This window comes from Agrobacterium sp. H141 (genome assembly GCF_057158725.1).
On sequence record NZ_JBXENI010000003.1, the window covers coordinates 81,291 to 98,552 of the forward strand.

Consider the following 17,262-nt stretch of genomic DNA (forward strand, 5'->3'; position numbering starts at 1 on the left):
CATGGCAAAAATCCTGTCCATTGCACTCAATCCCGCCATCGACATCTCCAGCGATGCCGAAGCGGTGCAACATACGCACAAAACGAGGACCCATAGGCAGCAGCAGCATGCCGGCGGTGGCGGCATAAATGTCGCGCGCGTGGTCCAAGAACTCGGCGGTACGTGCGAGCTTGTCTATCTGTCGGGCGGGGACACCGGCACGCTTCTCGAGGCCATGCTTTCACCTTTGGACATGCTTCAGCATGTCGTGACGATCAAAGATCCGGTGCGGGTTGCCTATAATGTCCGCGATCTCTCGACCAATGTCGAATATCGCTTTGTGCCCGAAGGGCCACTGGTGAGTGAGGCAGAACTCGCACCAGTTTTCGATCTGCTTGAACGGACCGACGCGGATTACATCGTCGCCAGCGGCAGCCTGCCACGCGGCGCCCCAGCCGACACCTATGTCCGTATCGCAAAAATCGTTGCCGACCGCAGAAAGCGCCTCGTTCTGGATACGTCGGGCCCGGCACTGCGAACCACTCTGTCGAGTGCCAAGGCATTTCTGATCAAGCCAAGCCTCGGCGAGCTGCAAGGCTTCCTCGGACGAGAACTTGATCACGCAACCGCAGGTCCAGCCGCGCAGGCTTTGATCCGCGACGGTGCGGCAGACCGTATCGCCGTGACAATGGGAGCGGATGGAGCGATCCTTGCAAGCATCGACAACCTCACGCATTCACCCGCAATAACGGTCCCGGTAAAGTCGGCCGTCGGCGCCGGTGACAGCTTCGTCGCGGGCATGGTCTGGTCACTGGCAGAGGGTCGATCCGTGGAAGAAGCCTTCCGGATGGGCCAGGCGGCAGGAGCCGCTGCAGTCATGACGCCTGGAACGGAGCTTTGCCGACGGGCAGATGTGATGACGCTCTACGGCGCGCAGGAAGCATTGACTCGCAATCACTAATCCGACTTTGAACAAGCGGAAGCCCATTGGCTCAGCTCATCAAATGTGAGCGATCTCGCGCGACACTGATTGCCTGAACGACAAAGGCCGCACCCGAACAGGTACGGCCTTCAATGGTTTGGAGATGACCGTGACGATCAATCGATGTCGAACTTGACGCCCTGAGCAAGCGGCAGGGTCTTGCCGTAGTTCACGGTATTGGTTGCGCGGCGCATATAGCCTTTCCACGCATCTGAACCGGATTCGCGACCGCCGCCCGTTTCCTTCTCACCGCCGAAGGCGCCACCGATTTCGGCACCCGAAGGACCGATATTGACGTTGGCAATGCCGCAATCGGAGCCGCAGGCTGAAACGAACATTTCGGCTTCACGCATGTCATTGGTGAAGATCGAGGACGACAGGCCCTGCGGAACCTCATTGTTCATCGCCAGCGCATCTGCAAAGTCGCTATATTTGACGACATAGAGGATCGGCGCGAAGGTCTCGTGAACCATCGGGCCAGACTGCTTGGGCAATTCGACAATCGCCGGACGCACGTAATAGGCATCGGCTGCCTCGTCTGCGAGTGCGCGCTCACCACCCGTGACAGTACCGCCCGCAGCCTTTGCATCCGACAGCGCCTTCTGCATGCCGTCAAAAGCACCCTTGTCGATCAGCGGGCCAACCAGCGTTGATGCTTCCAGCGGATTGCCGATGCTGACAGAGCCGTAAGCCTGGCGCAGACGCGGCACCAGTTCATCATAGACGCTCTCATGAACAAAGAGTCGGCGAAGTGAGGTGCAACGCTGGCCAGCGGTCCCCATGGCGGCAAAGGCAACACCACGAAGGGTGATATCAAGATCGGCGGTCGGGCCGACGATGGCCGCGTTGTTGCCCCCCAGTTCAAGAATGGAGCGGGCAAAGCGCGCAGCAAGCTTCGGTCCAACGATCCGGCCCATGGCGGTCGAACCGGTAGCCGATACCAGTGCAACCTTCGGGTGATCGACCAGAACTTCCCCCACGTCACGCCCACCGATCAGCAGTGCCGAGAGCGCTTCCGGCGCATTTCCACCTTCAGCGTTATAGCGGGCAATCGCCTTTTGCAGGATTGCATGCGACGCCATTGCGGTGAGTGGCGACTTTTCGGACGGTTTCCAGACAATCGGGTTGCCACAGACCAGAGCCAGCGCTGCGTTCCAGGACCAGACGGCAACCGGGAAGTTGAAGGCAGAGATGATGCCGGTAACGCCCAGCGGATGCCAGGTCTCCATCATGCGGTGATCACTGCGCTCGGTGGCAATTGTCAAACCGTAGAGCTGGCGGGAAAGCCCGACCGCGAAATCGCAGATGTCGATCATTTCCTGGACTTCGCCAAGACCTTCCGAAACGATCTTGCCCGCTTCGATGGAAACCACATGGCCAAGGGCCGTCTTGTGCGCACGCAGTTCTTCGCCCAGCAATCGGATCAGTTCGCCACGCTTGGGAGCCGGCACCTGGCGCCATTCAAGGAAAGCCTGATGCGATGCATCGATCGCCTTGCCGGCGTCCGCTGCACTGGTCTCATGGAGTGTCGCCAGCAGTTCGCCATTTATTGGCGAATGAACGGCAAGGCTGCCGCCCTTGAAAGCCTGAACGGAAACATCGAGACTTGCGAAAATCGCTTGAATTTCCGCAGAAAGGTTGAGTTTGGCAAGGGTCATGGTGTTCCTATTGTCTGGACTTTTGGTGTTTCGGCGTACGCGATTATACTGTTTCGGTCAAAAGCGCGCGCCAGCGAAATGGGCGATTTGAGCACCGGCTTCGTAGTAGTAGCCCTTCAGCGTCCTCAGCGACGCCGGGCGGACATCCGAGACCGGCAGCGGAAGATCCTCTTGTGAAATCTCTCCCGTGATATGGTGCGCCAGGGTCTTTCCGAACACCGTGCCGGGTGCGATACCGCGCCCGTTATATCCGGAAAAACCGATCACATTCGGCGCAAAGCGATGAAAACGCGGCAGTGCGTCAGACGTCATGCCGATGCGGCCATGCCACTCTGCTTCGAACTCGACATCGCCCAGGCCTGGAAACAACTTTTTCAGCGACCGCTTGGCCCAGGCACGATGGACAGAAAGACCGGTGTTGCGCAGCGCTCCGACACTGCCGAACACCAGCCGGCCGGCGCGGTCCATCCGGAAGGAAGACAGAACCTCCTTGGTATCCCAGCACCCTTCGCGCCCCGGCAATATCTGCGTCAGCTGCCGCGCATCGAGCGGACGCGTGGCGAAATTGAAATAGGGAAGCGAGACCTGCTCATTGCGCACGCATTCCCAGGGACCGCTGGAATAGAACTCCGAGGCAACGATGATCCAGTCTGCAGTCACACTGCCGCCTGCCGTCGTCACGATCCATTGGTTGCCTGCACGCTCGACACCGACAGCGGCGCTGCGTGTAAACACCTGGGCGCCAGCGGAAATCGCCGCCTGCGCAAGCCCACGGACATAGGCAAGAGGCTGCAAAGTGCCAGCGCGTCTGTCGAGAAGAGAACCGGCATAGGCCGTGGTTCCAATGCGCTTTGCGGTCTCCTCAGCTGAAAGCAGGCTCACATCCGCACCCCGTGCTGCCCATTCGGCACAACGCTGCCGGATCTCCGCCAATCCGTCTTCGCCGACAGCGCAGTGCAGGGTCCCGTTCGTTTCGAGCTCGCAGTCGATCTGGTGCTTTTCGACGATCGAACGCACCAGGTAAGGCGCATTTCCCAGGAGATCGAGAAGACGCTCGCCGTGAACGGGGCCAAGGACACCGGGGATATCGGAGGGTAAAACCCACATTCCCGCATTGATCAGGCCGACATTGCGTCCGGCACCGCCAAAGCCAATTTCATTGGCCTCCAGCACGGCCACAGACTTGCCGGCTTCGGCCAGATGAAGTGCTGCCGAAAGGCCCGTATAGCCGCCACCGACCACGACGACGTCCGCTCGCAACTGATGACGCAACGCTTCACATTCGGGTGCCACCGGTGCGGTCATTTCCCAAAGCCCGTGAGAACGAGCGTCATTCAGCATGGCGGTCTTCCTAGAGTTCGACGTCGGCTGACGAGAGCGCTGCAATCCTGCCTCGGCTGCACTTTCAAGAGCCATTCCGACAGAGGATGGCAGATCATTCCCCATAGCCCTCGAAAAATATTCAGCCTTTTGAAATTAGGGGAGGATTTTCCGGCGCTCCAGCGATATTTTCTCCAGAGTTCATTCCCTCGAGGTATAACATGCTGCCTTCACGGCGTTTCCTGCCTTCCCTGTCATTGCTGTCAGCCTTCGAGGCCGCCGCCCGCGCCGGAAGCGTGACCGCCGCTGCGCGCGAGCTCGATCTCACCCAGAGTGCCGTCAGTCGCCAGATCAAGGCACTGGAAAGCCAACTTGGCGTTGAACTGTTCCTGCGGGAGCGTCAAACCATACGACTGACCGTCGCAGGCGAGAGCTATGCACGCGAAGTACGAGAGGCTTTGCGGCGCATTTCCAGCGCTTCGCTTGCGCTGCGTGCCAACCCGCATGGCGGCACCCTCAACCTTGCCATTCTTCCGACATTCGGCGCGCGCTGGCTGGCACCACGGCTGGGAAAATTTCTGTCGAGCAATCCGGGGATCACGATCAACCTGGTGACCCGCATCGCGCCCTTCGATTTTCGTCTCGATTCCATCGATGCGGCCATTCACTTTGGCCAACCCATGTGGCCAGGCGGCGAGCTGACCTTTCTGATGAAAGAGACAACCATGCCTGCCTGCAGTCCGGAGTTCAAAGCAACGCATGATCTCACCGAGCCTGCCGATGTGCTGAAGTTCCCGCTATTGCACCTCACCACCAGACCCGACGCGTGGGAGCGATGGCTGACCCATTGCGACGTGTCCCACGAGACGGTGAACGGCATGCTCTTCGATCAGTTTGCCACAGCAGCGCAGGCCGCAAAGGCGGGCATCGGCGTGGCGCTCCTTCCGGTCTTTCTCATTCAGGACGAGTTGCGACGCGGTGAACTGGTGCCCGCCATAGACCGGGCAATCGAAAGCAACGAGCGCTATTATCTGGCTTTCCCCAAGGAGCGCGCGGACTACCCGCCTCTTGCAGCATTTCGCAAATGGATTACCAAAGAGATCGAGGCCGATGCAAATGCGCAGCTCGGGTGACAGTGAGGGAACGATGGATAGCAAAGGATCCCATGAGCGATCCGTCTAGCGGTCCACGAACACACCGCAGGTTCCATCATGCGAGGCTTGCCCTCGCCTTGTTGCTGATCTTCATCTCAGCCGTGACCATTTATGCCACCGCCAAATTTTCCGGGAACCAGGCCGCCGACGAAATCCGCCGGAAGTCCTTGGAGACCCTTGGGGTTCAGGCCGAAACCCTGTCGGGGGTCCTGGAGAAATACCGTCTCCTGCCGCCACTGTTATCGCGCCAGAATGACATCGGACTTCTTTTCGATAGATCCGAGACGTTGGAGAGCCCGGCTGCGCGCGCGGCAGCCAAGGCGGAGGAAATCACCGGCATGTCCGGGGCGCAGGAAGTTGTCTTCATCCGCGCGGATGGCAGTGTGCTTGCATCCGCGCGAGGACTCTTTTCCGGAGAGCCGCCCGGTAAGGCCACTCTGCTTGAAACTGCACGCCAGGGGCGCCTTGGCCGCGCCGCGGTGTCGATGGAATCCGGAAACCGTGCCTATGCTTTCAGTTCCGGCATTCGCCGCGACGGTCGCTTCGTCGGAATCGTCGCAATCTACGTCGAGTTCGACAGCATCGAGGCCACGTGGTCCCTCTCGACCGATCCGATCTTCGTCAGCGATGAGCGCGGCATTATCTTTCTGACCAACCGAACTGCCTGGCGATTGAAAAAAGTGGAAGACGTTCTCGACCGCGATGAACGCACGGGCTTCATGAAATTGCGTGAAACAACTCTGGTTCATACCGACTTGGTGCGGGACCTTCCGCTTCTGGGCTGGCAGCTTCATGTGCTCGGCGATATCCGCCCGGTTGAAAGTGCTGCCTATACCGGCGCTATCATCGCTTTCCTGGCATGCCTGTCGCTGGCGCTGATGGCAGCGTTCGTTCTGCATCGCCGCGAACTCTCCGTGATGCGCAGGCGCCGTGATCGGGCCACCGCATTGCGACTTGAGCGCATCATAAGAGACCGCACCAAGGCGTTGAGCGACAGCAACCTTTCCCTGTCCAGGGAGGTGGAGGAGCGCCTGCTCGCCGAAGAAAAGCTCATGAAGACCCAGATGGATCTCATTCAGGCTGCCAAGCTCGCGGTTATCGGGCAGATGTCGACCACCCTCAGCCATGAGATCAACCAACCTCTGGCAGCCCTGAAGACCTATGCAGACAATACCAAACGCCAGCTGGACAAGGGACGCATAGACCATGCGGTCGAAAATCTCGGGCGCATCAGCGCCATGGTCGACCGCATGGCCGAGCTGTCAAGCGCACTCTTGTCTTTCTCCCGCAAGCCCGAAACAACCAAGGGTGCGATCGGCCTGGGTCAGGTCCTCGATGAGGCCCTGATCCTCGTCACACCCCGCGCGCGCAAGTGCGGCGTTGCCATAGAGCTCGATCCCCGATTGCGCGATGTCTCTGTGATTGGCGGTCGCGTTCGGCTCTCACAGGTCTTCGTCAACCTCATCACCAATTCCATCGATGTGCTGCAAGGCGCACGCGGCGGAAGAATAAAGCTTGTGCTCGAACAGGCCGGAGAGAGGATTTCCATACTTGTGACCGACAATGGACCCGGCATCTCGCCAGAATTGAGACCGTCCATTTTCGATCCATTTTTCACCACGAAGGAAGTCGGTTCCGGCATCGGCATCGGTTTGTCCATTGCCTACAATATCGTCCATGATTTCGGTGGCGCTATTGATCTCGTCGACCGTGACGATCAAGGTTGCTCCTTTCTCGTAACGCTCGTTGCCGCATGACCGCGCTTGAAACGGATCGCCCCATGATTAACTCTTCCGGCTCGGCGCAGCCAATTGTGCACCTCCTCGACGATGACGACGATTTGCGCCACGCCCTGGCCCAGGGCCTTGAGCTGGAAGGTCTGCCGGTTTCTGTTCATGAAAGGGCCGAGAGTGTCCTCAGCAGGTTGGGTCAGGAGGCCTATGCCGTCGTTGTCACAGATATCCGCATGCCCGGCATCGACGGACTGGAAGTGCTCAAATCCGCCCTTGCCATCGATCCAACCCTGCCGGTCATCCTGATCACCGGCCATGGTGACGTGCAGATGGCCGTCGATGCCATGCGGGCCGGCGCCTATGATTTTATCGAAAAGCCCTTTCAGGTCTCACGCCTCTATACCGTGATCGAGCGTGCACTGGAAAAGCGACGGCTGGTACTTGAAAACAGGACGCTTCGCTCCGAGCTCGAAGGTCGCGATGAATTCGCGCTTCGGCTGATCGGACGGACACCCGAGATCACCAAGCTGCGCGAACAGATCGTCATGCTGGCAGACACCGATGTCGACATTCTGATCACCGGGGAAACGGGTTCCGGAAAAGAGGTGGTGGCCCGCGCACTTCACGATTTCGGCGGCAGGGTGAAGGGTAATTTCGTGGCAATCAACTGTGCCGCCATGCCTGCGGATATCATCGAAGCAGAATTGTTCGGCCATGAAGCCGGCGCCTTTACCGGCGCCCAGAAACAGCGCATCGGCAAGCTGGAACACGCCAATGGCGGGACGATCTTCCTTGATGAAATCGAATCGATGCCGCTTGATCTTCAGGCCAAACTCTTGCGGGCCATCGAGACCAGAACCGTCGAGCGGTTGGGGTCCAACAAACCGATCGCGCTCGACATCCGCTTTCTGGCCGCGACCAAGACAGATCTCGGTGACGCCGGAAAGCGTGGCGATTTCAGGTCCGATCTCTACTACCGATTGAATGTCGTAACCTTGTCGATCCCGCCCTTGCGGGAGCGGCGGGAAGACATTCCCCTTCTTTTCTTTCATCTCGCACGCGAGGCGCGCGCGCGCTTTCGCAGGGAGATACCGCATCTGCCACCGTCACTGGAAATGCAGCTGATGGCCCATGATTGGCCAGGAAACGTGCGCGAACTTCGAAACTATGCCGATCGGTTCGTGCTGGGCATGTGGACTGGCTTTCCCAACGAAGGCGATGGTCCCGACGACGGTTCTGAAATCCATGGCGCCTTGGCCGACCGTCTGCAACGGATGGAAAAGGCAATTATTCTGGCGGAACTCACGCGCAATGATGGGGCATTGAAGCCCACCTACGAAGCGCTGCAGATTTCGCGCAAGGGTCTCTACGACAAGATGAAACGACTGGGCATCGAATATGACGAGCAGACTGACTGATGTTGGGTACCAAAATACCCATTCGCCTCAATTTCGTGTGTAGCCAACGACACATTGACAGCCCCCGCTGAAGGCCATCAAATCCGCCTCTCAAAGCCAACAGTCTGTTTCCATAAGTTTTTTCCGTTTCCCCCGAAACTGGCACGCCGCTTGCGAGCTAATATACAGCTTGGAGGTTGGGAGATCATCAGCGACATCAGCAGAACAATGGGGCCTTTTGGCCTCATCTCGCATGTGCGCTTCATTTTCCCCGACAGCTGGGTGAAGGCGACCGGAAGGTCTCCTGATACATCGAATGGGCATCATCGCCCCTGTGGAGGACAGATACAGATGAAAACACTTCTTTTGGCAGCCGTTTCGGCTTTGACAATCACCGCCGCAAGCTCGGTCGCACAGGCGAGCGAATGTGATCCCGGCGAAATGGTGATCAAGTTCAGCCACGTGGTCGCGGCAACCGGACATCCAAAGGGTGACGCGGCAACGCTTCTGGCAGAGCGAGTCAACAAGGAAATGAACGGCAAGGCCTGCATGGAGGTCTTCCCGAACTCGACACTCTTCGACGACGACAAGGTGCTCGAAGCCCTGCTGCTCGGCGACGTGCAACTGGCAGCCCCCTCGCTGTCCAAGTTCGAAGCCTATACTCTGAAATATCGTCTCTTTGACCTGCCCTTCCTGTTCAAGGATCTCGCCTCCGTCGATCGCTTCATCAATAGCGAAGACGGCAAGAGCATCCTCAAGGTCATGGAGCCGAATGGCTATACCGGCCTCGGTTACTGGTCGTCCGGCCTCAAGCAGTTTTCGGCCAACAAGCCTTTGCTGATGCCGAGCGATGCCGACGGCCTGAAATTCCGTATCCAGACCTCCGACGTGGCCGAAGCCATGATCGAGGCCATGGGCGGTTCGGCCCAGAAGCTCGCCTTCAAGGAAGTCTACGGCGCGCTGCAGACCGGCGTTGTCGACGGTCAGGAAAACAGCTGGTCCAACATCTACACCCAGAAGTTCTTCGAAGTGCAGGATGGTATCACGGAAACAAACCATCAGCTTCTCGCCTATCTACTGGTGACCTCGACGGACTGGCTGGAAGGCCTGGAGCCGGATTTCCGCGATCAGTTCATCAAGCTTTGCGAGGAAGCAACGCTAGCAGCCAACGCGTCCGTGGCTGATACCGAAGCCAAGAACCGTCAGAACATCATCGATGCCGGCGGCGTGGTTCGCGAGCTGACACCTGAGCAGCGCAAGGCATGGGTCGACACCATGAAGCCTGTATGGGCCCAGTTTGAAGGCGATATCGGCAACGACCTGATCGATGCCGCCGTCGCTGCAAACGACGCTTCCTGATCCCACAATCAGTCTCACCCGGCCAGTCGGTCCGGGTGAGGCTTTCCGGTTTCGAATTCTGCGGTTCGTAAGCGACCGCCGGGGGACATCATGGCTGCCTACTGGCCTTATTTCGCAATTCTTTTCATGATCGGCGGGCTATATCTCATCGAGCGACGTCATCCTGAAGCCGTAACCCGCTTCGAGGAAAACGTGCTCGCGGTGCTGATTGCCTCGATCACCATCATCTCCTTCGTTCAGGTGGTTGCCCGCTACGGCTTCAACAGCGGTTGGGGCGGAGCCTTGGAACTGACGCGGATCCTGTTTGCCTGGCTCATTCTCTTCGGCATGGGCTACGGCATCAAACAGGGCCTTCACCTTGGAGTTGATGCAGCAATCCGGCTCTTGCCGGCACGCGGTTTCCGCATTGCCGCATTGTTCGGTGCTCTGACCGGTGTCTTCTATGCCCTGATCCTGCTGTCATCCGACTGGCTCACCTGGTTCGGTGCTGACACCAAGGGAGGCGCAATCTTCTACTGGGCGCGCTTCTTCAAGGCCGGCATCGGTCTCGACGATCTGCGCTACCCGGTTTTCATTCAGGACATGTTCGGGCTCCAGGAACGCGTACAGCGCTGGATCGCCTATCTGATCCTTCCCATCGGTCTTGGGCTTCTGGGTTACCGTTCCCTGCAGGCCTTCGTTCAGGTCTGGCGCGGCGAACGTGAGTTGATGATCGCAAGCCATGAGGCTGAAGATCTTGTCGCTGAAAACAAAGATGCGCTGAAGGACTGACCGCGATGGAAATGATCGTACTTTTCTGCCTGTTGTTCGGGCTTCTCTTTCTCGGCGCCCCCGTCGCAATCGCACTTGGTCTGTCGTCGATCGTCACGATCGCCTTCTTTTCCAGCGATTCCATGTCGTCGATCGCGCTTCAACTTTTCACAGCCGCACAGAATTACACGCTGCTGGCAATTCCATTCTTCGTGCTGGCCTCTGTCTTCATGTCGACCGGTGGTGTTGCAAAGCGACTGATCCGCTTTGCCATCGCAACCGTTGGCCATTTGCGCGGTGGTCTCGCTATGGCCTCGGTCCTCTCCTGCATGCTGTTCGCAGCATTGTCCGGGTCGTCTCCGGCAACTGTAGTCGCCATCGGCACGATCGCCATCGCCGGCATGAGACAGGTGGGTTATTCCAAGGAATTTGCAGCCGGCATCATCGCCAATGCAGGAACGCTCGGCATTCTCATTCCACCGTCCATCGTGATGGTCGTCTATTCGGCCGCCACGGACGTATCCGTCGGGCGCATGTTCCTGGCAGGCGTGGTGCCTGGCATCATCGCCGGGCTCATGCTGATGATCGCGATCTACGTGTTTGCCCGCATACGCAACCTTCCGGCCGAACCCTGGAGGGGTTTCGGAGAGCTCCTGAATGGCGGCAAGGAGGCTGGCTGGGGTCTGTTCCTGATCATCATCATTCTGGGCGGCATCTACGGTGGTGTCTTCACGCCAACAGAGGCAGCCTCCGTCGCTGCGGTCTATTCCTTCTTCATCGCCCTCTTCATTTACCGCGATATGGGCCCGATGAAGAACATTCCATGGGTCAGCGAAACCGATAGCCGCAAGGCCAAGGTGGGGTTCTCAGCCCTCGTCTATGCCGTGTCGTTCTTCTTCGTCTGGATGATTTTGTCCTTCTTTGCGACGGACGGCGTAGACAGTGTTTATGTCACGTTCCACTTCAGGGCACTGATTGGCCTTATCGCAGCAATCGCAATTGCAATTTCCTATACCCTTTGGCGTGGAGACAACGCCGGCCTGGGCGCTTTGCCCGGATATCTTCTCGCCAGCCTGCCGATCTGGGGACGCAATTTGAGCCTGATGGGGCGGAACTTCTTCCGTGCCTTCTTCAACGACGAAACACGCAAGGCCACCGTGGATGCCGCGCGAACAACAGTGATGCTGATGTTCATCATCGTCAACGCGCTGCTCTTTGCCCATGTTCTCACCTCGGAACGCATTCCGCAGGTGATCACCGAAGTGATGGTGAATGCAGGCTTTACCTGGTTTACCTTCCTGATCGCCGTCAACGTTCTGCTTCTCATCGGCGGTCAGTTCATGGAGCCGTCGGGGCTGTTGCTGATCGTCGCTCCGGTGGTGTTCCCGATCGCAATGGAACTGGGTGTGGATCCGGTGCATCTCGGCATCATCATGGTGGTCAACATGGAAATCGGCATGATCACGCCACCGATCGGCCTGAACCTCTTCGTGACATCCGGCATCACCGGCATGAGCCTCGTTCAGGTGGTCAAGGCGGCCATGCCATTTGTCGCGGTGCTCTTCGCCTTCCTGATCCTTGTCACCTATGTGCCGGTGATTTCGACCTGGCTGCCATATGCCATGATGGGCCCGGAGATCGTCACGCGGTAGGGTCGTCTGGAGGGCTGAGATGAAAGCGAAATCGGGCCGCAAATCTGCGGCCCCTTTTTTATGAGCGCTGCGCGGACAGCCGACGCAGCATTCCCCGAGCGGCGGCACGGCCGCTGGCAAGACATGCTGTCAGCAGATATCCACCTGTGGGCGCCTCCCAATCGATCATCTCGCCGGCGACAAATACGCCGGGTAACTCTCTCAGCATATAGTCCTGATCGACCGCGCTCCAGCACACGCCGCCGGCAGAGGAAATGGCTTCCGCGATCGGACGCGGCGCGTCGACTGGTATGGAAAGCGCCTTGATCCGGGCCGCAAGAATGGACTGATCGCTGCGCTCCGCCTCCGTCAACAGCTCACGTAGCAAGGCGACCTTGACCCCGCCGAGCCCGGCTGCTTTTTTCAGTCTCGTGGCAAAGCTGGCCTTGGAGCTCTGGCGTTCAAGGTCATGTTTTAGACGCTCGATGGAGCGCCCGGGTGTCAGGTCCACCACCATCGCTGCCTCACCCTTTGATCTCAGCCTGTCGCGCAGCGCAGAGGAATGGGCGTAGACAAGGCTTCCCTCGATACCGTGCTGCGTGGCGACGAACTCGCCCGGGAAATGGCCTGCATCAGAACGCGCCTCCACCGATTTGATCGGCGCACCGGCAAACTTCTCCCGGAAGAGCGGGCTCCAGCTGACATCGAATCCGCAATTGGCAGGCTCAAAAGCCTGCACTGCAACGCCCTTGCCGCGCAACCAGGGGATCCATGACGCGTCCGAACCCAGACGCGGCCAACTGGCACCACCAAGTGCCAGCAATGTGCTGCCGGCTGAAACCACACGGACACCTTCCATCGTGTCAAAAGCCAGTCCGCCCTCGCAGAAACCTGTCCACCGATGGCGCGTGCGGATTGCCACGCCTTGGTCCTTCAACCGACCGAGCCAGGCGCGCAACAAGGGCGATGCTTTCATGGCCCTCGGGAAAACACGACCGGATGAGCCGACGAATGTCTCTGTCCCGAGGTCAGCCGCCCATTGGCGAATATTATCAGGTGTAAAATTCCGGATCGCGGGCGCCAGATGCTCTTCGCACGCAGAAAACCGCTGGAGAAATCGCGGCAATTCTTCGGAATGGGTAATGTTGAGACCGGACTTGCCGGCAAGCAGGAATTTGCGCGCCACGCTGGGCATGGCGTCATAGACCGTCACTTGGCGACCTGCCGATGACAGGACCTCCGCTGCGGCAAGACCCGCTGGTCCACCGCCAACGATTGCAATCTCGTCTGTTGGCATTTCACTATCGCCGATTTACACGTTGCGAGGACGTTGCCTTAAACTATCCGCCATGCGTGCGATAGTGCAGCACTCAAGGCGTGACAGAAGCTCGGCGAGATCAATGCGAGCGAGATCTGGACCCGTTTCGCATCCAGAATTGTTTGAAGACAATGGGATGGGCATTCAGTGCAGCGTATCGCCTGCAATTTCGTCCTTCAGGATACGCAGCGCTTCGTAAAGCGCTTCCACCAGATGGTCGGTCAATTGGTCGGCGTCAAAATCGCCAATCTGTGCAAGTAGCGCGAATTCGCGGTCCGCAACGCCCTGTTCGCTTTCAATCGACATATCATTGTCCCTCTCGTCTGTCCCGCATCATTCGGTAATGGCGAAACGATATCGTCGCCGGCTTGCCTATAGCTTGCGGGATGGCTACTCCCTGACACGCGAAGAAAACGACACGCCAAGACAGCGGATGCCGAAACGAACATGCCCAAGAAAAAGAAGAAGTCGCCCTTGGAAAAACTGACCCAGGCCTGGACAAAGGCAAGCTCCGATGAACGCCAGCAGTTTCTCGACTTTCTGTCCGGGCAGGATAATGGCAATGGCCTTGTCGGCAGCAATCCAAAAACCGCCGCTCCAATCGCAACCGGGCGCTATCTGACCCGCGAGACGATTGCGGAAACAGAATACCTGATGCGAGAACGCAATCTCGATATCGCCACCCTCTCCGCAGAGTTCGGCCTTGACGAAAATGACCATGCCCTGCACCGAGCCCTGAAACACGGCTATCCCTTGAGACTGGTGGTCGTGAAAACCCTGCAACTCTGGCTGACAAAGAACACCCGATCGCGACCGCCATTCCCGTGATGCGGCGCCCCATCCCTCTTGATCTGCGCGACCGGGACCAGGTTCAAAAACGCGCATCTCCCGTCGACATGTTGCGACAAAAATAATAACTTGACGCAATTAGTCATCTATAAATATATAGCACCGCTATCTTTATTCGTATCATACCGGGGCTCTATAATGCGTTTCAGTTCATTTCATTGGCGATTCAGGACATTTTCCACTCTCTTGGCGGTGACGACCGCGATGACAAGCCCTGTGCTTGCTCAGGAAGCCAACAACGATGAGACTGTACTGCAGACCATTCTCGTCAACGGCAAGGCGGCGGAGAAGAAGGGATTCGTCGCCAGGACCGCCAACAGCGCGACGAAGACGACGACCGACATCGATCGGGTGCCGCAGTCCGTTTCGGTGGTCACCCGCGATCAGATGGATGCCCAGGGTGCCGACAGTGTTGGTGCAGCCCTTCGCTATACGCCGGGCGTCAGAAGCGAGGCCTATGGGGTCGATACGCGCTATGACTGGTTCTTCATGCGCGGCTTTAGCGCTCAGGATAACGGCCTCTATCTGGATGGCCTGCAGCTGCATTCGCAATCTTACGCCAATTTCCGCGTCGATCCATACGGTCTGGAACGCGAGGAGGTACTGCTGGGGCCAAGCTCATCGCTGTTTGGTGCCGGCAGCCCGGGCGGGTTGATCAACCTCGTGTCCAAGAAGCCGGAAGACGAGGACTTTACCGAGCTGTCGTTTATCGGCGGCGTGCCGCAAAGCGGCAGCGTTGCAATCGATGTCAATCGGGTCCTCAACGAAGACGGAACACTGCTCGGTCGACTGACGGCCCTTGGCCGGCTCGGCGAGACACAGGTCGACAATGTCGACGACGACCACGTCTTCATCGCACCGTCGCTGACCGTCAAGCCGGACGAGGACACCCGGATCACGATCATGGCCAAGGTGCAAAAAGACAAGACCGGCACAGCGACCAGCTTCCTGCCCTATGGTGCGTCGGTCGGTTCGGCCTCCTTCGGACGCATCCCCACGGACTTCTTCACCGGCGACACCGATTTCGACAGCTATGAGCGCGACCAGCTGATGCTTGGCTACGAGATCGAGCACACATTTGACAATGGTCTGAAATTTTCACAGAACACGCGCTATTCCCGTGTCTCTACCGATTACGAAACGCTCTATGGCGTGGGTCTCGCCAGCAGCTATTTTTCCACCTATCCGGACACGCTGTTGCTTCGTCAGGCTCTGGTCGCCGATCAGACTGTGGGGACCTTCCAGACGGACAACCATCTCGAAGGCAACTTCAACACCGGGACGATGCATCACCATGTTCTGGCGGGTCTCGACTATAGCTACGAGGATTTCGATAACAAATATGGCTTCGGAAACGATCCAAGCGGCAATTATTATGCTCTGGACCTGACCAACCCGGTTTACGGCATCAGTGTCACCACACCGGATTACACGACAAATGCTCGCACCAGAACCCACAGGCTGGGACTTTATATTCAGGACCAGGTCGACGTGACCGACAAGCTCGACCTGACAGCCGGCCTGCGTCAGGACTGGGTTTACCAAGAGACGGAAGATCGAATTGCGAACACGGAGTCTTCCAACCACGACTCCGCGCTGACGGGGCGCATCGGGGCCAGCTATGAGCTGTTTTCAGGTTTCCGTCCCTATGTGAGCTATTCGACATCCTTCAATCCGCTCACCGGGACAGATGTCAACCGCAATGCATTCGACCCGGAGACCGGCAAGCAATATGAAATTGGTGCCAAATATCAGGATCCGGAAGGGCGCTTCCGCCTGACCGCTGCCTGGTTCGACCTGACGCGCCAAAACGTGCTGACAACTGATCCAAACAACACGGCCTACAAGATCCAGACGGGTGAAGTCGAATCTCGCGGCATTGAGTTGCAGGGCACGGTAAGTGTCGTTGACGGCTGGGACATCTTGGCTTCTTTCACCAATTACGACTTGGAGATTACTCGATCTGAAAATGACGACCAGGGCATGACGCCGATCGGCGTGCCCGAGCGCATGGCCTCGCTTTGGGTCAGCCATAGTTTCACTGACAAGCTGGAAGGATTGCGCATAGGCGCGGGCGCCCGCTATGTCGGCAGGTCCTATGCAAATGGAGCCAATACGCTTGTCGTGCCAAGCTATGTGGTTGCCGATGCCGGTATCGGTTACACCTACAAGAACGCGGATATTTCCCTTAATGTGAGCAACCTGTTCGACAAGCACTACGTCGCTGCCTGTGCCGGTGATAAGGCTTGCTACTACGGAGAACGGCGGTCGCTACAGGCGAAGCTGACATTCAAATGGTAACACTGGCTTCATTTGCGAAGACGGCAGCCCAGGGCAAGGGGGTATCCCCCGGCACCCTGGGTTTTGCCGTCGATGGCCTGCACTATGTCCGCGACGGCCGGACGATCCTCAGGGATATCAGCTTCGGCGTTGAGCCGGGCCAGGTTCTTGGCATTATCGGGCCAAACGGAGCCGGCAAAAGCACGTTGATGAAAATGCTCGCCGGCGAAATCCGACCGGATCAAGGTCGTGTAGACTTTCTGGGAAAACCACTGAGCCACTGGCGTGGCCGGGGTTTTGCCCGCGAAGTGGCCTATCTGCCGCAAACCCTGCCCGCAAGCGACAACCATTCGGTGCGTGAACTGGTCGCGCTGGGGCGTTATCCCTGGCACGGCCCGTTGCGACGCATGTCGCCTGACGATCGTCAGGCGGTCACGCTCGCACTGGAAGAAACCGATTCCATGCGTCATGCCGACCGGCTGGTCTCAACTCTTTCCGGCGGGGAAAAGCAGCGCGTCTGGATTGCCATGGTGCTGGCGCAGGCCCGACGTTTTCTGCTGCTCGATGAACCGACATCGGCACTGGACATGGCACATCAGGCCAGGACATTGGAACTCTTGAGGCGGATCGCCCATCAGCACGGCATCGGCGTCGTTTTGATCGTTCACGACCTCAATATCGCAGCCCGTTTCTGCGACCGCCTGATGGCTTTGCGCGACGGCCAGCTTGCCGCCATCGATACGCCACAGCAGGTCATGTCTGCGGCGACGCTGACGAAAGTATACGACATTCCCATCGAGGTGTTTACGCATCCCGCAGATGGACGACCTGTTGGATATATCGCGTGATCAG

14 protein-coding genes are annotated in these 17,262 nt (G+C 58.3%); 10 read left to right on the forward strand and 4 right to left on the reverse strand.

Features of this window, described 5'->3' with window-relative positions:
* Position 1: 1 nt before the first annotated feature.
* The gene (locus ACWPM9_RS22275; RefSeq protein ID WP_484758038.1) at positions 2-940 is read left to right on the forward strand and encodes a 1-phosphofructokinase family hexose kinase; all 939 of its coding nucleotides are present in this window, start codon (positions 2-4) and stop codon (positions 938-940) included.
* A gap of 137 nt (positions 941-1,077) precedes the next feature.
* On the opposite strand, the gene amaB is transcribed toward ACWPM9_RS22275, so the two are convergent.
* Both amaB and ACWPM9_RS22285 read right to left on the reverse strand, forming a co-directional pair.
* Entirely contained in the window at positions 1,078-2,619 is a 1,542-nt protein-coding gene (amaB, locus tag ACWPM9_RS22280) for an L-piperidine-6-carboxylate dehydrogenase (protein ID WP_484758039.1), read from the reverse strand.
* A gap of 57 nt (positions 2,620-2,676) precedes the next feature.
* Positions 2,677-3,960 carry an NAD(P)/FAD-dependent oxidoreductase gene (locus ACWPM9_RS22285; protein ID WP_484758040.1) on the reverse strand — a complete coding sequence of 428 codons (1,284 nt, stop codon included), beginning with the start codon at positions 3,958-3,960 and terminating at the stop codon, positions 2,677-2,679.
* 200 nt (positions 3,961-4,160) lie between these two features.
* Here ACWPM9_RS22285 and ACWPM9_RS22290 point away from each other — a divergent pair, with 200 nt between their 5' ends.
* The 6 genes from ACWPM9_RS22290 to ACWPM9_RS22315 all read left to right on the forward strand — a co-directional run bounded on the left by ACWPM9_RS22290 (position 4,161) and on the right by ACWPM9_RS22315 (position 11,984).
* Positions 4,161-5,072, forward strand: coding sequence for a LysR family transcriptional regulator (locus ACWPM9_RS22290; RefSeq protein WP_428189072.1), 912 nt, complete (start codon positions 4,161-4,163; stop codon positions 5,070-5,072).
* Between the two features lie 32 nt (positions 5,073-5,104).
* The gene (locus ACWPM9_RS22295; RefSeq protein WP_484758041.1) at positions 5,105-6,850 is read left to right on the forward strand and encodes a sensor histidine kinase; all 1,746 of its coding nucleotides are present in this window, start codon (positions 5,105-5,107) and stop codon (positions 6,848-6,850) included.
* Positions 6,851-6,873: 23 nt separating this feature from the next.
* Positions 6,874-8,244: a sigma-54-dependent transcriptional regulator gene (locus tag ACWPM9_RS22300; protein ID WP_484758042.1), complete on the forward strand. Its 1,371-nt coding sequence runs from the start codon at positions 6,874-6,876 to the stop codon at positions 8,242-8,244.
* Positions 8,245-8,574: 330 nt separating this feature from the next.
* On the forward strand, positions 8,575-9,582 hold the full coding sequence (locus ACWPM9_RS22305) for a DctP family TRAP transporter solute-binding subunit (protein ID WP_484758043.1): 1,008 nt from the start codon (positions 8,575-8,577) through the stop codon (positions 9,580-9,582).
* A 90-nt stretch (positions 9,583-9,672) separates the two neighbouring features.
* The gene (locus ACWPM9_RS22310) at positions 9,673-10,353 is read left to right on the forward strand and encodes a TRAP transporter small permease (RefSeq protein WP_428189068.1); all 681 of its coding nucleotides are present in this window, start codon (positions 9,673-9,675) and stop codon (positions 10,351-10,353) included.
* Positions 10,354-10,358: 5 nt separating this feature from the next.
* Positions 10,359-11,984, forward strand: a complete 1,626-nt coding sequence (locus tag ACWPM9_RS22315) for a TRAP transporter large permease (RefSeq protein ID WP_484758044.1) — start codon at positions 10,359-10,361, stop codon at positions 11,982-11,984.
* Between the two features lie 58 nt (positions 11,985-12,042).
* Here the strand turns inward: ACWPM9_RS22315 and ACWPM9_RS22320 are convergent, their stop codons facing one another.
* A complete protein-coding gene (locus ACWPM9_RS22320) occupies positions 12,043-13,260 on the reverse strand; it encodes a TIGR03862 family flavoprotein (RefSeq protein WP_484758045.1) in 1,218 nt (405 codons plus the stop codon).
* 165 nt (positions 13,261-13,425) lie between these two features.
* The gene (locus ACWPM9_RS22325; protein ID WP_484758046.1) at positions 13,426-13,587 is read right to left on the reverse strand and encodes a hypothetical protein; all 162 of its coding nucleotides are present in this window, start codon (positions 13,585-13,587) and stop codon (positions 13,426-13,428) included.
* 141 nt (positions 13,588-13,728) lie between these two features.
* Here ACWPM9_RS22325 and ACWPM9_RS22330 point away from each other — a divergent pair, with 141 nt between their 5' ends.
* The 3 genes from ACWPM9_RS22330 to ACWPM9_RS22340 all read left to right on the forward strand — a co-directional run bounded on the left by ACWPM9_RS22330 (position 13,729) and on the right by ACWPM9_RS22340 (position 17,258).
* Positions 13,729-14,109 carry a hypothetical protein gene (locus ACWPM9_RS22330; RefSeq protein WP_428189064.1) on the forward strand — a complete coding sequence of 127 codons (381 nt, stop codon included), beginning with the start codon at positions 13,729-13,731 and terminating at the stop codon, positions 14,107-14,109.
* Positions 14,110-14,334: 225 nt separating this feature from the next.
* Positions 14,335-16,431, forward strand: a complete 2,097-nt coding sequence (locus tag ACWPM9_RS22335; RefSeq protein WP_484758047.1) for a TonB-dependent siderophore receptor — start codon at positions 14,335-14,337, stop codon at positions 16,429-16,431.
* Positions 16,425-17,258: a heme ABC transporter ATP-binding protein gene (locus ACWPM9_RS22340; protein WP_484758048.1), complete on the forward strand. Its 834-nt coding sequence runs from the start codon at positions 16,425-16,427 to the stop codon at positions 17,256-17,258. Before ACWPM9_RS22335 ends, ACWPM9_RS22340 begins: the two co-directional genes overlap by 7 nt.
* Positions 17,259-17,262: the final 4 nt, after the last annotated feature.

What these genes read in the sequence shown, in the direction of transcription:
- ACWPM9_RS22275 (WP_484758038.1), top strand. Translation starts at nt 2, where the DNA reads ATGGCAAAAATCCTGTCCATTGCACTCAATCCCGCCATCGACATCTCC.
- amaB (WP_484758039.1), bottom strand. Translation starts at nt 2,619, where the DNA reads ATGACCCTTGCCAAACTCAACCTTTCTGCGGAAATTCAAGCGATTTTC.
- ACWPM9_RS22285 (WP_484758040.1), bottom strand. Translation starts at nt 3,960, where the DNA reads ATGCTGAATGACGCTCGTTCTCACGGGCTTTGGGAAATGACCGCACCG.
- ACWPM9_RS22290 (WP_428189072.1), top strand. Translation starts at nt 4,161, where the DNA reads ATGCTGCCTTCACGGCGTTTCCTGCCTTCCCTGTCATTGCTGTCAGCC.
- ACWPM9_RS22295 (WP_484758041.1), top strand. Translation starts at nt 5,105, where the DNA reads ATGAGCGATCCGTCTAGCGGTCCACGAACACACCGCAGGTTCCATCAT.
- ACWPM9_RS22300 (WP_484758042.1), top strand. Translation starts at nt 6,874, where the DNA reads ATGATTAACTCTTCCGGCTCGGCGCAGCCAATTGTGCACCTCCTCGAC.
- ACWPM9_RS22305 (WP_484758043.1), top strand. Translation starts at nt 8,575, where the DNA reads ATGAAAACACTTCTTTTGGCAGCCGTTTCGGCTTTGACAATCACCGCC.
- ACWPM9_RS22310 (WP_428189068.1), top strand. Translation starts at nt 9,673, where the DNA reads ATGGCTGCCTACTGGCCTTATTTCGCAATTCTTTTCATGATCGGCGGG.
- ACWPM9_RS22315 (WP_484758044.1), top strand. Translation starts at nt 10,359, where the DNA reads ATGGAAATGATCGTACTTTTCTGCCTGTTGTTCGGGCTTCTCTTTCTC.
- ACWPM9_RS22320 (WP_484758045.1), bottom strand. Translation starts at nt 13,260, where the DNA reads ATGCCAACAGACGAGATTGCAATCGTTGGCGGTGGACCAGCGGGTCTT.
- ACWPM9_RS22325 (WP_484758046.1), bottom strand. Translation starts at nt 13,587, where the DNA reads ATGTCGATTGAAAGCGAACAGGGCGTTGCGGACCGCGAATTCGCGCTA.
- ACWPM9_RS22330 (WP_428189064.1), top strand. Translation starts at nt 13,729, where the DNA reads ATGCCCAAGAAAAAGAAGAAGTCGCCCTTGGAAAAACTGACCCAGGCC.
- ACWPM9_RS22335 (WP_484758047.1), top strand. Translation starts at nt 14,335, where the DNA reads ATGACAAGCCCTGTGCTTGCTCAGGAAGCCAACAACGATGAGACTGTA.
- ACWPM9_RS22340 (WP_484758048.1), top strand. Translation starts at nt 16,425, where the DNA reads ATGGTAACACTGGCTTCATTTGCGAAGACGGCAGCCCAGGGCAAGGGG.